This window comes from Shewanella algicola, from assembly GCF_014648035.1.
Taxonomy (GTDB): Bacteria; Pseudomonadota; Gammaproteobacteria; order Enterobacterales; family Shewanellaceae; genus Shewanella; species Shewanella algicola.
Genome location: NZ_BMQI01000018.1, coordinates 1 through 14,388, shown reverse-complemented (window position 1 = coordinate 14,388; position 14,388 = coordinate 1). Strand labels below are relative to the sequence as shown.

The window sequence follows — 14,388 nt, the reverse complement described above, 5'->3', positions numbered from 1 at the left end:
CTGACTAATACATATCTTCACCTGATAGCTATCACTAAGCAGATTTCATACCAAAATCGTAAGACATTGTTTTATAGCTGTTTATAATGATTATGTAAAAATATTATGTGAGCTAAAAAATTAAAACATCACCTAAAACAGCACAAAGTGGTGAATATCACTAACCGATAAATTCAATATTGAATAACGAATATTGAATAACGAATAACGACAACTTATGACAACAACTCAACACGATAACCTTCACTGCATCGATATTATTGTCGGCTCTAACAATCCGGTAAAAATTAATGCTGCTAAAAACGCCATTGCGCAGTATTACCCTAATAGCACTGTGCGCTGCCAAGGTATGCATGCTCCCTCGCAAGTGGCAGAACAACCGATGACCGAAGCCGAAACTAAACTAGGCGCCATTAATCGTGCTCGTTATTGTCAACAACAGGCACAAGTTGCAGACTTTTATGTGGCAATGGAAGGCGGCGTTGACCAATTCGATCATGGCCCTGCCACGTTTGCTTATATGGCGATTATTAGTAATGACACTTTATCGGTCGGCCGTAGCGCCAACTTACCCTTACCGCCGACCGTATATGATGCTCTAGCCGCTGGCGAAGAACTCGGCCATGTGATGGACCGAATGTTTAGCACCCAAAATATTAAACAAAAAGGCGGCGCGATTGGCTTGCTGACCCAAGGTTTAGCCACTCGAGAAAGCATTTATACTCAGGCGCTGTTACTGGCCATGACTCCCTTTATTAATGCGGAATTATTTAATGACTCAACACTCTAGCACTTTAAGCCACAGCGTCGATGCCATAATCCGTCCACTCACAGCACAAGATGATGCCGCGATAGCTGCTGTTATCCGTGAAGTGTCGGCAGAATACGGCCTAACCCCAGACAAAGGCTTTAGCGTGGCAGATAAAACCCTAGACTGCTTAAGTGAGGTGTATCAAGCACAAGGCTCACAATATTGGGTGATTGAATACCAAGGTAAAGTCGTTGGCGGCGCTGGCGTTGCAGCCCTTGCGGGGAATATCGGTGTGTGCGAACTGCAAAAGATGTATTTTAACCGCACCATCCGTGGTCAGGGCATGGCCAAAAAACTCACCCAACAATGCATTGCATTTGCTAAAAACCAGCAATATCAATCGATGTATTTAGAAACCACAGCAGTGTTAGTTGAAGCCTTAGCGCTCTACGAAAAACTGGGCTTTAACCACTGTCAGCATTTAGGTGAAACCGGTCACGATGCCTGCGAAATCGCCATGATAATGGACTTATAGCTTAAAAAGCATTCCATTAATCTCCCGCACGCGTTGCTTTAGAGCATTTTTTAAGCAGTCTTCTCCTAACAGTTTGATAGCGCTTTGCAAGGATGCAAAAGCTTGGTAGCCTCAAATTAAGTACATTCCATAGGAGGAAGATAATGGAATATCAACGTATTGGACATTCAACCCTTGAGGTCAGTAAAATTTGCCTCGGGACAATGACTTGGGGTGAACAAAATACCCAAGCACAAGCTTTCGCTCAACTTGACTATGCCATTGGCCAGGGCGTTAACTTTATTGATACCGCCGAAATGTATCCTGTGCCACCTCAAGCCAGCACCCAGGGTGAAACCGAACGTATTTTAGGTCGCTACCTAAAAGCCCAGGGTAATCGTGACGAACTCGTTATCGCCAGCAAAATTGCCGCCCCAGGCATTAAAGGTGACTATATTCGCGACAATATGGCCCTGGACTGGCGCAATGTGCATCAAGCCGTAGATGACTCGCTAAGCCGCTTGCAAATCGACACTATCGATTTATACCAGGTGCATTGGCCAGACCGAAATACTAATTTCTTTGGCGAGATGATGTATGAGCACGATGAAGACGAACATTACACACCTATTTTAGACACCCTTGAAGCCCTCGCTGAAGTGATTAAACAAGGTAAAGTTCGCTATATCGGTATTTCGAACGAAACCCCTTGGGGCTTTATGAAATACCTCAAGCTGGCTGAAAAACACGATTTACCGCGAATTGTGAGTGTGCAAAATCCCTATAATTTGCTCAATCGCAGTTACGAGATTGCCATGTCTGAAATCAGTCACCGCGAAGACGTACCATTACTGGCTTATTCGCCACTGGCATTTGGTATGTTGACGGGTAAATATGAAAATGATCAATGGCCGGAAGGCGCACGCTTAACGGTATACAAGCGTTTTGCTCGTTACAACAGCACACCAGTTGCATTACAGGCGACTCAGGCCTATATCGACCTGGCGCGCGAGTTTAACTTAACCCCTACAGAAATGGCCTTAGCATTTGTTAATAGTCGCAAATTTGTGGCCTCTAACATTATCGGCGCAACAGGTCTGCACCAGCTCAAGCAAAATATCGACAGCCATAAAGTGACTTTGTCGACTGAGTTGATGGTTAGGATTAATGAACTATCAACACTGTATCGTTTTCCTTGTCCGTAAACTCGCGGCATTAAGCTAATTGCCGACAAAACCTTGCATTAGGCATCAAGATCACTGAAGATCTTGATGCCTTTTATTTTGATAAAGTACCCCATATTCATGAAGTCGATATCCCCATTGCCGTCGCAAGCGCCATTTGATCACCCAGCCATTCGCGATCAATTTCCGGCACTCAAACAGACCCTAGGCGATCATCCTTTATGTTATTTAGACACCGCCGCAACCAGTCAAAAACCTCAGGCTGTGATTGATGCAATGAATGAGTATTATCAGCTCAACAATGCCAATGTTCATCGTGCCGCGCACCAGTTATCGGCTCGGGCCACCAGTCAATATGAAGCGGTAAGGCACCAGGTTGGCCACTTTATTAATGCCGCAAAGCCGCAAGAAATTATCTTTACTCACGGCACGACTGAAGCAATCAATATGGTGGCATACGGCTTAACTGCGCAGCTACAAGCCAATGATATTATTTTAATTGATACAGCAGCCCATCACGCCAATATTGTACCTTGGCAAGAACTTGCTAAACGCACTGGCGCCATCATTAAACCTATCTCATTAACAGCCAATGCGCAGCTTGATATCACTGCATATGAGCAATTACTGCAAAGCAAACCAAAGCTCGTTGCCTTATGCCACGTGTCTAATGCGTTAGGCACTGTAAACCCCATTAACGACTTAATAGCCAAGGCAAAAAATGCCGGGGCATTAACTTTAGTTGATGGCGCCCAAGCTATTGCTCACCTTGATATTGATGTACAACACATAGATTGCGACTTTTATGTGTTTTCAGGTCACAAAATGTATGGCCCTACTGGTGTAGGTATTTTATATGGTCGCTTTGAACAACTAGATGCATTAACACCCATGCTCACTGGCGGCGAGATGATCAAAACCGTTAGCTTTGATCGTACTGAATATGGTGAGTTGCCAAACAGGCTTGAAGCGGGCACACCCGCCATTGCCGAAGTCATAGGCTTAGGTGCTGCAATCACATTTTTACAGGGCCTACCGCGCCAAGAAATAGCAGCCCACGAGCAACAGTTAATGGCTTATTTACAACAGCAGCTGCTTAGTTTGGGTGACATAACTCTGTACGGTATTGCAGATAATCCACTGCAGAGTAATATTGGCTCTGTGGCGTTTAACGTAGCTAATGAGCATCACCAAGATGTTGGTATATTACTAGACCAACAAGCAGTTGCCGTTCGCTGCGGCCATCATTGTGCCATGCCACTGATGAGCGATCTTAATTTAGCCGGCTGCTGCCGTGCTTCAATTGGCATCTATACTAATAAGCAAGATATTGATCAATTTATTCATGCGTTAATTACGGTAAAAGAGTTATTGTTATAACTTGGCAACTTACACGCTTTATGAGACAACACAGTTAATGACCCAAATCAGTGCAACTAATACACCAGAAAGTCAGTTATTTATCTCGTTACCTGCTGAGCTATCAACGGCAGTCACCCTGATAGAGCAAGCTAAAAACTGGCAAGACAAATATCGTCACATCATGCTACTCGGTAAACAATTACCCACATTAGCCGATGAGTTCAAGCAAGCTGATGCTCAGGTAAAAGGTTGTGAAAGCCAAGCCTGGTTATATCATCATCAACACAACGGCCAACACTTTTACCTCGCTGACAGCGATGCGCGGATAGTCAAAGGATTAATCGCCATTTTACTTGTGGCAACCCAGGGCAAAACCACGGAACAAATCAGTCAATTTGAGGTGAAGCAGTACTTCGATACATTAGGCCTCAGTGGTCAGTTAAGTCCGTCACGAACCAATGGCCTCAATGCATTAGCCGAAGCAATAAAACGTTACGCCAAAGAGAGTGTCACCTAAAAAAGTGCCGCTAATATCGGCCTCAACTAAGGAATAATAATGACCTTAAAAGTCTGCAACCCAACACGCCGCCACATCATAAAAGGCCTTGGAGCAGCCACATTATTAAGCCCACTCTATTCAATGCCAACCTGGGCTGCCAAACCCCCACGCTTATATGTCGACGGTTTATCGTTTTTACCCAATGACATTAATGATGTTAAAGCATCGAAACTTGATGCCTTTATCGCCGATATTTCTGCCATAGAAACTATTGAGCAAAGCGATGGCACTAAAAACTATAAACGCACCTATCAAGCCTGTATTAACAGCATTAAACAAGCAGCCAAAACCGTTAACGAAAATCCAGAGATATACTTGCAAGGTCTCACGGGCGCCGATATTGACAAGGCTCGCGCGCAACAACGCACTGCCGTGTACTTTCAAATCCAAGGTGCTGATTGTGTCGAAGCCGATGGCATTTCAGCCAATGGTAATCCTCCACTTTGGCCGCAACTAGAGTCACTGCATCAGCAGGGCTTACGTGTATTACAGCTTACCCATCACTACGGCAATCGTTTTGCGGGTGGCGCATTAGACAATAATGGCAAACAGGGCCTTAATAAGCCTCTTACGACCGCAGGTCATACGCTAATTACCGAGCTTAACAAAAGAAACATGCTTATCGATGTTAGCCACTCAAGTGAACAAACCGCACTTGATACCGCCAAGGCGAGCCAATTGCCCATCGTGCTCAGTCATGGCGCAGCAAAACGCTTTGTCAATCATGCACGCTGCTCATCTGATAAAGTCATCCGAGCGGTAGCCGACACGGGTGGGGTGTTTGGAGTGTTTATGATGAGTTTTTGGCTAACAAACAACCCCACTCCAACCATAGAAGACTACATCGACCAGCTTGAATATGTCGCCAAGATCGGTGGTGTTGATTGTGTGGCAATAGCCAACGATTTTCCGCTGCGGGGCCAAGAGAATTTATTAGCGTTAAATAACAATAACAGCGAAGGGGTAAAAGAGTATCTCGACTGGTGGCACAGCTTACAGAGTAGAAACGTACTCGGTTTTGACGTAGAGCCTAAACACGTAGTGATCCCCGAGTTTAATCATATCGATCGCATGAGCCGCATTGATGACGCGCTGAAAAAAGCCCGTTTTAAATCATCTGATCGCGATCGTTTTATGGGCGGTAACTGGCAACGAGTGTTAAAAAAGGTGTTAATTTAACCTCTGCTAAAAGTAAAAAAGGGCTGAATATTACTATTCTGCCCTTTTTTAATTATTTGCTCACAGCTAGTTAAATTCCCGCTCCGGCTATTTGTCTCGGTGGATTTAACACTTCGATTGCTTTTAAATAAGCTAATAAACCATTCACCTGCGTGCCAAGATCGCCTTTGCTGGTGTCTATGGTTAACTCAGCAGATTCAGGCACCTCATATGGTGATGAAATACCGGTAAAGTTAGCAATTTCGCCTTTACGCGCTTTAGCATATAACCCTTTAGGATCTCGCGATTCACACACACTCAATGGCGTTGAAACATGCACTTCAACAAATTGACCTTGAGGAAATAATGCGCGGACGCGATCACGCTCTTCACGCGTAGGAGAGATAAACGCCGACAGTACCACTAAGCCTGAATCAACCATCAATTTAGCCACTTCGCCTACACGACGTAAGTTTTCATCACGGTCTTCAAGGCTAAAGCCCAAATCTTTACATAAGCCGTGACGAACATTATCACCGTCTAACAAATAGGTATGAAAACCATGCTCAAATAACGCTCGCTCTAATGCGCCAGCAAGCGTTGACTTGCCTGAGCCAGACAAACCAGTAAACCATAACAACACCGGATTTTGGCCCTTTTGCGCCCCTCGGGCGGCTTGGTCTATCGAATGTTGATGCCAAACAATATTGCTCATAACAGCTCCTGATCTACGGCAATATACACCGCACGAAAACTCATACTAAAACGGGAAAAAATACGGTACAGCCATTAACACTATGGCGGAATACAAAATCGATAACGGCAAACCTAAACGCACAAAATCACTCAACCTATAGTTACCCGCGTTGTACACCATTAGATTAGTTTGATAACCGTAAGGAGAAATAAAACTCGCGCTAGCGCCAAACACTACCGCCATAATAAACGGGCGAGGATCAACACCAAAGCTTATGGCTATCGCATAAGCGACCGGGAATGCTAACGCCGCAGCAGCATTGTTGGTGATCAGTTCAGTGACAATCAAAGTGATAAAATACACCCCAACAAAAGCAGCAAACACACCATAACCACTAAACACATTGAGTAAACCCTGAGCCATTTGATCTGCGAGGCCTGTGGTGACCATTAGGTTGGCTAAACCCAAAGCACTGCCGACAATAACCACCAACTCGAGCGGAAAACGTCGTTTAAGTTCTGTTAGGGTAACCGCGCCAATCGCCACATAACTAAGTAGCAATAACACTAACCCTTTGGCTAAAGGGAGTACTTCAAAAATGCTCGCTAAGATGGTTAAGGCAAAACCGGCTAACACCCAGTTGCCACGCTTTTCATCTAATCGAACACTGAGATCTAAACCACTAATGGCCGCAAAATCTGTGGTCAAATTGGGGCATTTTGAAAAACGATCGCCTGGGGTTAGTAGCAATACATCTCCAGGTTGTAATACGATGTCACCCAGGCCACCCTTTAACGGCATATTGCCACGACGAATTGCCATGACCGCAGCGTCAAACACTTCACGAAATCGAGAGTCTTTTAAGCTCGTACCCACTAAACTTGATGATGGTGCTAACACCGCTTCTACCAAATTTTGGCCTTTAGCATGTTGCTTACCAAACCATTCTAAGCCATCAAATTGATGCAATAATTCAACCGACTCAACTGCGCCACTGAATCGCAATACATCATCTGCTTGCAACACCATTTGTGGTGGCACAGGACAAATGCGAATACCACTGCGCTCTAACTCAACTAGGTAAAGCTTTTTAAGTGCACGTAAGCGGTTATCGATAACACTATTGCCCACCAAAGTGGAAGTTTTAGCTACGTGAGCTTCAAGTAAATAAGGCAATGCCTCATCTTCTGACTCTTCGCGTCTGTCGGGTAAAAAGTTAGCGAGAATGGTCAGTAAAGTTAATCCACCCACCACCAACAGTGCACCCACTTGTGAAAACTCGAAAAAACCTAACGGTTCTAAACCCGCGTTTTCAACAAATGAGTTAACAATTAAGTTAGTTGAGGTACCAATTAAGGTTAATGTACCGCCAAGAATGGCAGCATAATTGAGCGGAAGTAATAACTTAGCAGGAGCATGAGCCTGATTACGACGCACAACACCAATTAGCGAGGCTACAACAGCAGTATTATTAGTAAATGATGACAATAACGCCGTTGAAACACCGAGTTTAGCCAAGGTTGAAAACAAAGAGCCTTTACCTATAACCTGACTTAACTTACCAAGCAAAGAGGTTTTCTCGAGTGCTGTGGCGGCAAGCACCAACAACACTAAAACAATTAAACCATTGTTGGTAAAACTACTCAGGCTGACACTTAAATCCACCAACCCGAGCATGTAACACAATAATGAAGCGAAAAAAAACATGGCGGCCGGAGTGGCAAGCCCAGCAAGGAGCCCGCCGACCAGTGCTAACAAGATAATCGCTAACAACCATATTTCGCTCATTAATTATTTTCCAAGTACGCTAATATCGCGGGCATTCCAGTGTGGATAATGCTTTCGAACTAACGCATTAAACTCAATTTCAAATGCACTAAATTCAGTGTTGGTTTGCTTATCACCTTGATGACCACTCACTACCATTACAGCTGCAACAGTGGCATTTGATAAACGGTCGATTAAGATCATTCCGCCCGTGTCGCGCACTAAGCTGTATGCATCTAATACAATCGATTCAGTTAAATCTAACTTAACTCTTGCGATAGTATTTAAGCTCAACGTAGTCGCAGCACTGCGCTCAAGAGTATTTACATCAGTAACGTATTCGATTTCACTGACAACTGCTTGAGTCTTTTTACCCGCGACTTTTACATCGTATAACTGACCGATTTGTAATGGCTTTTCATCCATCCACACTAAGTCTGCCACGATATGGTTAGCCATTTCTGGTGCGCTGTCTGGTTTAGCTAACAAATCACCACGAGAGATGTCAATTTCATCTTCTAGGGTAATAGTCACAGCTTGACCGGCTACCGCATCTTGCAAATCACCATCAAAGGTCACTATGCGTTCAATCTTGCTGCGCTTGCCTGAAGGTAGCGCGACAACTTCATCACCAACGTTGAGTACACCAGATGCTAAGGTGCCTGAAAACCCACGGAAATCAAGGTTTGGACGCAAAACATATTGCACAGGAAAACGCACCGGTAATTCACTAAGTTCACGTTGAGTGTCGATGGTTTCTAGTAACTCGAGCAATGTACCACCTTGATACCAATCGCACTGCGTGCTGCGGTTAACCACGTTATCGCCATTTAACGCTGATAACGGCACATAATGAATATCCAAATTACCGAAGTCTTTTACGAAGTCCGCAAAATCAGCCTGTATTTTATCAAACACCGTTTGATCAAACCCGACGAGATCCATCTTGTTAACCGCGACAACAAAGTGGCGCAAACCAAGAAGAGATGCAATAAACGCGTGACGTTTAGTTTGCGTTTGAACGCCGTAACGCGCATCAACCAAAATAACGGCTAGGTCACATGTCGATGCGCCGGTTGCCATGTTACGGGTATATTGTTCATGGCCAGGCGTATCAGAAATAATAAACTTACGCTTTTCACTGGAAAAGTAACGATAAGCTACATCAATCGTAATGCCTTGCTCGCGCTCTGCTTGCAGGCCGTCAACTAATAACGCTAAATCGATCGCTTCACCTGTGGTACCCATTTTAGCACTGTCATTTTTTAAACTGGCTAGCTGGTCTTCGTAAATCTGGGCGCTGTCATGTAGTAAACGTCCAATTAAGGTACTTTTACCATCATCAACACTGCCACACGTTAAAAAACGTAATAAGCCTTTATTTTGTTGTAAGGCCAGGTATTCTTTTACGCCGTGCAGCTGGATCTCTGCTGCCATGCGGTCGGTATTTGCTGTTGCTTTATCCATTATCTCTCTCACTCAAATTAGGTCTATTGGCGTTGCCCGCTGGGTTAATTAGAAATAACCTTGGCGTTTCTTGTGTTCCATCGACGCACTTTGGTCCGAGTCGATTAAACGGCCTTGTCGTTCACTTGAGCGAGTAAGCAACATCTCTTCAATAATTTTCTCTAACGTATCGGCTTCAGATGGCATAGCCGCGGTTAACGGATAGCAACCTAAGGTTCTAAAACGCACACGCTCAACAGACTCAACATCACCAGTTTCTACAGGCATACGGTCATCATCTTTCATGATGAGCTGTCCGCCTTTATTCACTACCGTGCGAGGTGCGGCAAAATATAACGGTACAATTTCAATGTTTTCTTGGTAGATATACTGCCAAATATCCAGCTCAGTCCAGTTAGACAATGGGAATACACGAATGCTTTCGCCTTTGTTTACCGCGCCGTTATAAGTGCGCCATAATTCTGGACGTTGGCTTTTAGGGTCCCAGCGATGGTGTTTATCACGGAATGAATACACACGTTCTTTAGCACGAGACTTTTCTTCATCGCGTCGGGCACCACCAAAAGCGGCATCAAAACCGTATTTGTTTAAAGCTTGCTTTAAAGACTGGGTTTTCATGATGTCAGTGTGTTTGGCACTACCATGGGTAAAGGGTCCAACACCTTGCTCAACACCCTCTTGGTTGGTATGAGTTAATAATTCAAACCCAAACGCTTTTGCCTGAGCATCTCGAAAATGAATCATCTCTTTAAATTTCCAACCGGTATCGACATGTAATAGCGGGAATGGAATTTTGCCTGGATAAAACGCTTTACGCGCAAGATGCAGCATCACCGATGAGTCTTTCCCTATCGAATACATCATGACAGGGTTATCAAACTCGGCGGCAACTTCACGGATGATCTGGATGCTTTCTGCTTCCAGTTGTTGTAAATGGCTTAATGAACGGCCTGCCATGATAATTCTCCATTACCTATTATGCTGCTTACACAGCGGGGTTATATTGTGTGACTACAGCGCGTGGGCAGTAGTATCTAAATCGATTGCTGGCGTTTCTTTGTTAGGTTCAAACCAGTTTAAGCTGTCGGCAAGCTCAACCACTTCGCCAATAACCATTAATGCTGGCATTTGTAATGCAGGGTCAGCCGCTAACTGGGCAAGTTCGCCTAATTTACCAATAAAGCGCTGTTGCGATGATGAGGTGGCTTTTGACACGATAGCCACGGGGGTGTCAGCGCTTCTACCTGCACCAATAAGCCCTTCGCTAATAATGTTGGCATTTAAAATCCCCATATAAACCACTAGCGTATTGTTAGGATTGGCATAACCTTGCCAATCCATTGGGCGGCTGGCTAACTGACAATGTCCGGTAATAAACGTGACACCTTGTGCATAATCACGGTGCGTAAGCGGAATACCGGCATAAGCAGAAGTGCCACTGGCAGCGGTAATGCCCGGTACAACTTCAAAGGCAATGCCTGATGCCACTAATGTTTGTAGCTCTTCGCCGCCACGGCCAAAAATAAACGGGTCGCCACCTTTTAAACGCACCACATTTTTGCGGGTAAACGCTTTAGTGACAAGCAGCTGATTAATTTCGTCTTGAGCGGCGCTGTGTTTGCCCGCACGTTTGCCTACGGCAATCTTTTCAGCACTCGATGGAATCAGATCTAAAATATCCTGGCTCACTAATGCGTCATATAACACTGCATCAGCATTTTTAAGAATGCGATAGGCTTTTAGGGTTAATAGCTCAACGTCACCAGGACCTGCGCCAACTAACCATACTTTGCCTTTGGCTTTTTGCCCTGGCATCGATACTAATTCCATCACACTCACCTCAAGATAATTTACTATGTTCGAATATAGCGTTTTACATATTCCATATACAATAGTAAAAAGTTAGTTTTTATAACCAAAAGATATATAAGATGATTTACTCTTGTTATCACTCAACCCCGTATCAATAGATTAAAACTGGAACTTAATTCGACAAAAGCAACACAATTGATAACAATGTGTATCAAATAATTACAATTACAACTTTGCTAATGGATAATGCAATGATAAAAAACACATACTACCTAGCGATACCACTGTTGTTACTCGGCAGTATCAGTTCAAGCTTTGCTGAAGATTCATTAGTAGAAGAACGTGTTAAAGATGAATTAGCAACCTCAGAAAAACCTTTTGTGATCACCCCACATAAAGCGAACTATTTACTCCCAGTAACCTACCAAACTAGCACCAACCCGTCATCGTTCGAAGCGAAATATCCCGACGATGACATTAATATTGATAAGCTCGAGGCTAAGTTTCAAATTAGTTTTAAGTTTCCGGTGTGGTACAACGTGTTTGGCGATAACGGCCATTTATTTTTTGCATATACCAACCAATCGTACTGGCAAGTCTACAATCAAGACGCTTCGTCGCCGTTTCGTGAAACCAACCACGAACCTGAAGTCTTTATGCTATTTAACAACAACTGGAAAATTGGCGGTTTTACTAACTCATTTTTAGGCTTTGGTCTTGTACATCAATCTAATGGGCAATCCACAGATTTATCCCGTAGTTGGAACCGCATTTATGGTAGTGCTGTATTCGATAAAGGCCCTTTTGCATTAGGATTAAAAGCGTGGTGGCGCATTCCTGAAGATGAAAAAGAAAACCCCACCGCTGCTGATGGCGACGATAATCCAGATATTGACGAGTACATGGGTAACTTTGAGTTAACCGGTGTATATGGTCTTGATGAACATCGCTTTACGGTGCTATGGCGTAATAACTTACAGTCACCTAATCGCGGCGCTGTTGAGTTCACCTGGAGCTATCCTGTTATTGGTAACTTGCGGATCTATACTCAATATTTTAATGGTTACGGTGAAAGCCTTATTGATTACAACCACCACAATCAACGTTTTGGTATTGGTATTGCGTTAAACGATATTTTGTAACTCGTGCGTATTAATCCAGGATAAAGACAAAAAAGGTGACCTAATTAGGTCACCTTTTTATTAGCTATTAAGACTAGATGGGCACTACTCAGCGCTGGCTCTACTATTCACTTTAGAGCCAATCACAATACCTTTGTCGGTAAAGTCGACAGACATTTTTAACCGCATATTGTAATCTTTTAATGCTTCGAGCTCTTCTGGCATTGGCTCGCCGCTCATTTCAATCACATCCACTAATGGCATAAACATTTTTTGATAATCCACTGCAAAATCAAAAAAACCATTGGCTGATAATGTTTGTTTAAATAAGCCATCAGCAAGTTCTGTACCTCTGTCACCGGTATAAACCACTAAATGATTTCCTTTGACAGCCATTTTAGCACTCACACCATATTCAGGTGGCAGCATCAATAAAGGCGTAATATCAACTGGGTCGCCATTATCTTTCAAATCGATGTTGGCTAAAGGCGGGAAGAATGGTTTCACCATATCAATTAACATGATTGGGTTTTCAGCCGACACCGTTACTAACGCGTCTAACTTTTCAAAGCTTGGCTCGCCATTAACCTCGGTTAATTTATAATCGGCTAACGTCACGCTCATGCCTTTAACACCATTGGCCATGCCAGTCATCATCCCTAACATTGCAGGGTTTAATTCATCTAGCTCGCCTTGCATTTGGGCTAATGCTTCACACTGGTAACTTGGGGTTTGCAGATCTTTCCACACTTCGGTTAACGCTGGAGCAAGTTGGTTTACATCCATCCCTAGGGCCATCGATAGAATATTATCGTGGTCACTGTTATCGAACGCAGGAATAAAGCCACGCATTTTAGCCAGTGCAGACAAAATTACTTGGTTATTACTTTCTACAACCACGGCTGCATCGATGTCACTTTCTTCACGACTAATAGAATAACTATTTAACCCCATCACGGTACGAGGCCAATTAGCCGCAATTGCCGCAAACTCGGTTTGGCAAGTCGATATTTTAAGCTCAGCAAAAGGATCTTCACCCTGAGTTTCGGCCATTTTGCTAATTTGTTTCGCAAGCATATTGCCATCAGTTGTGGTTAAGCCTTTAACCAATTCAACGTGGTTAACAAAGCTAATGTTGTCTTGCATAAAGCCATGGCTTTTAGCAATGTCTTGCAGCATTGTTGTGTCGCTTAATGGCTTTTCAACAGGCTTTTCGCCAAGCGCCATTTCAAGTAATTCAACCTGGTTAAATGAGGTATTTAACGTCACAGTTAACCAGCCTTGCTTTTCAGCAAACACAAGATTTATTTGTTCTTGCTCATTGGCGTCGGTTAATGCATAAGCACGGTATTCTGTTTCACCAACGCTACCTGTTGTATGGGCTAAACCACTGTCTTGCTCAGCACGGTCAAGCTCAGCCCAAAACGCATCTGGGTTACTTAACTGTATTTTCATTACTGGCAGCGCGCCCAGAGTATAGAAATAACTCTTAATCGAGTCAGGTAGCCCGTAGGTCGCTAATAACACATCAGGGGTTGGTAATACATTCATGTACTGCTTGTACAGGCTAACAAAGAATCGCTCTTGTTCAGATGAACTGGCATCAAGCTGAAGAATTTCATCTAGGCCGTTAGTTTGGTAATTACCTGCAATACTGTACAAATAATCTTTTAATGGAAAGGGTGCCAGCTGGCCAGAAAACATCACGGTATCAGCAGGGATAAAATCTAGCATAGGATCATTTTTAACAACCGATGCGCCTTGTTGTGACAGGAAATATCCACCTGCACCGACAGCCAATACCACAGCCGCAATTGCCATTTTGTTCATCTATAAACTCCAATTTATATTGTTGTTAACTCTTCCATGACATGAGTTAGCGTTAAAATTATGTTGTACATCTAAAACTAATTATCGATTGCACCGATAAACTGTAAGCGTCTAGGCAAAGGCACATACCTTTCACTAAGCGGCTGATTTATGTTGTTCCCATATT

General features: G+C 43.7%; 13 protein-coding genes. 7 read left to right on the top strand and 6 right to left on the bottom strand.

Features of this window, described 5'->3' with window-relative positions:
• Positions 1–217: 217 nt before the first annotated feature.
• The 6 genes from yjjX to IEY42_RS09445 all read left to right on the top strand — a co-directional run bounded on the left by yjjX (position 218) and on the right by IEY42_RS09445 (position 5,549).
• Positions 218–790, top strand: coding sequence for an inosine/xanthosine triphosphatase (gene yjjX / locus IEY42_RS09470; RefSeq protein ID WP_188925013.1), 573 nt, complete (start codon positions 218–220; stop codon positions 788–790).
• Complete coding sequence (locus IEY42_RS09465; RefSeq protein WP_188925012.1) at positions 774–1,286, top strand: GNAT family N-acetyltransferase; 513 nt, start codon at positions 774–776, stop codon at positions 1,284–1,286. Before yjjX ends, IEY42_RS09465 begins: the two co-directional genes overlap by 17 nt.
• Positions 1,287–1,429: 143 nt before the next feature.
• Positions 1,430–2,470, top strand: coding sequence for an NADP(H)-dependent aldo-keto reductase (locus IEY42_RS09460; protein ID WP_188925011.1), 1,041 nt, complete (start codon positions 1,430–1,432; stop codon positions 2,468–2,470).
• 99 nt (positions 2,471–2,569) lie between these two features.
• Positions 2,570–3,829 carry an aminotransferase class V-fold PLP-dependent enzyme gene (locus tag IEY42_RS09455; RefSeq protein ID WP_188925010.1) on the top strand — a complete coding sequence of 420 codons (1,260 nt, stop codon included), beginning with the start codon at positions 2,570–2,572 and terminating at the stop codon, positions 3,827–3,829.
• Between the two features lie 37 nt (positions 3,830–3,866).
• Positions 3,867–4,328, top strand: a complete 462-nt coding sequence (locus IEY42_RS09450) for a SufE family protein (protein ID WP_188925009.1) — start codon at positions 3,867–3,869, stop codon at positions 4,326–4,328.
• Positions 4,329–4,367: 39 nt separating this feature from the next.
• Complete coding sequence (locus tag IEY42_RS09445) at positions 4,368–5,549, top strand: membrane dipeptidase (protein WP_188925008.1); 1,182 nt, start codon at positions 4,368–4,370, stop codon at positions 5,547–5,549.
• Between the two features lie 70 nt (positions 5,550–5,619).
• Here the strand turns inward: IEY42_RS09445 and cysC are convergent, their stop codons facing one another.
• From cysC to cobA, 5 genes are read right to left on the bottom strand one after another with little or no spacing between them, the layout of a single operon-like run.
• On the bottom strand, positions 5,620–6,243 hold the full coding sequence (cysC, locus tag IEY42_RS09440; RefSeq protein ID WP_160053483.1) for an adenylyl-sulfate kinase: 624 nt from the start codon (positions 6,241–6,243) through the stop codon (positions 5,620–5,622).
• A gap of 45 nt (positions 6,244–6,288) precedes the next feature.
• The gene (locus IEY42_RS09435) at positions 6,289–8,013 is read right to left on the bottom strand and encodes an SLC13 family permease (RefSeq protein ID WP_188925007.1); all 1,725 of its coding nucleotides are present in this window, start codon (positions 8,011–8,013) and stop codon (positions 6,289–6,291) included.
• A gap of 3 nt (positions 8,014–8,016) precedes the next feature.
• Positions 8,017–9,459: a sulfate adenylyltransferase subunit CysN gene (gene cysN, locus IEY42_RS09430; protein ID WP_188925006.1), complete on the bottom strand. Its 1,443-nt coding sequence runs from the start codon at positions 9,457–9,459 to the stop codon at positions 8,017–8,019.
• A 48-nt stretch (positions 9,460–9,507) separates the two neighbouring features.
• The gene (gene cysD / locus IEY42_RS09425; protein ID WP_188925005.1) at positions 9,508–10,416 is read right to left on the bottom strand and encodes a sulfate adenylyltransferase subunit CysD; all 909 of its coding nucleotides are present in this window, start codon (positions 10,414–10,416) and stop codon (positions 9,508–9,510) included.
• Between the two features lie 54 nt (positions 10,417–10,470).
• The gene (gene cobA / locus IEY42_RS09420; protein ID WP_188925004.1) at positions 10,471–11,289 is read right to left on the bottom strand and encodes a uroporphyrinogen-III C-methyltransferase; all 819 of its coding nucleotides are present in this window, start codon (positions 11,287–11,289) and stop codon (positions 10,471–10,473) included.
• Between the two features lie 233 nt (positions 11,290–11,522).
• Here cobA and IEY42_RS09415 point away from each other — a divergent pair, with 233 nt between their 5' ends.
• A complete protein-coding gene (locus IEY42_RS09415) occupies positions 11,523–12,413 on the top strand; it encodes a phospholipase A (RefSeq protein ID WP_188925003.1) in 891 nt (296 codons plus the stop codon).
• Between the two features lie 84 nt (positions 12,414–12,497).
• Here the strand turns inward: IEY42_RS09415 and IEY42_RS09410 are convergent, their stop codons facing one another.
• The gene (locus IEY42_RS09410; RefSeq protein ID WP_188925002.1) at positions 12,498–14,222 is read right to left on the bottom strand and encodes a hypothetical protein; all 1,725 of its coding nucleotides are present in this window, start codon (positions 14,220–14,222) and stop codon (positions 12,498–12,500) included.
• Between the last annotated feature and the right edge of the window lie 166 nt (positions 14,223–14,388).

Excerpts from the sequence above, each read along its gene's own strand:
- yjjX (WP_188925013.1), top strand. The coding sequence starts at position 218 with ATGACAACAACTCAACACGATAACCTTCACTGCATCGATATTATTGTC.
- IEY42_RS09465 (WP_188925012.1), top strand. The coding sequence starts at position 774 with ATGACTCAACACTCTAGCACTTTAAGCCACAGCGTCGATGCCATAATC.
- IEY42_RS09460 (WP_188925011.1), top strand. The coding sequence starts at position 1,430 with ATGGAATATCAACGTATTGGACATTCAACCCTTGAGGTCAGTAAAATT.
- IEY42_RS09455 (WP_188925010.1), top strand. The coding sequence starts at position 2,570 with ATGAAGTCGATATCCCCATTGCCGTCGCAAGCGCCATTTGATCACCCA.
- IEY42_RS09450 (WP_188925009.1), top strand. The coding sequence starts at position 3,867 with ATGACCCAAATCAGTGCAACTAATACACCAGAAAGTCAGTTATTTATC.
- IEY42_RS09445 (WP_188925008.1), top strand. The coding sequence starts at position 4,368 with ATGACCTTAAAAGTCTGCAACCCAACACGCCGCCACATCATAAAAGGC.
- cysC (WP_160053483.1), bottom strand. The coding sequence starts at position 6,243 with ATGAGCAATATTGTTTGGCATCAACATTCGATAGACCAAGCCGCCCGA.
- IEY42_RS09435 (WP_188925007.1), bottom strand. The coding sequence starts at position 8,013 with ATGAGCGAAATATGGTTGTTAGCGATTATCTTGTTAGCACTGGTCGGC.
- cysN (WP_188925006.1), bottom strand. The coding sequence starts at position 9,459 with ATGGATAAAGCAACAGCAAATACCGACCGCATGGCAGCAGAGATCCAG.
- cysD (WP_188925005.1), bottom strand. The coding sequence starts at position 10,416 with ATGGCAGGCCGTTCATTAAGCCATTTACAACAACTGGAAGCAGAAAGC.
- cobA (WP_188925004.1), bottom strand. The coding sequence starts at position 11,289 with ATGGAATTAGTATCGATGCCAGGGCAAAAAGCCAAAGGCAAAGTATGG.
- IEY42_RS09415 (WP_188925003.1), top strand. The coding sequence starts at position 11,523 with ATGATAAAAAACACATACTACCTAGCGATACCACTGTTGTTACTCGGC.
- IEY42_RS09410 (WP_188925002.1), bottom strand. The coding sequence starts at position 14,222 with ATGAACAAAATGGCAATTGCGGCTGTGGTATTGGCTGTCGGTGCAGGT.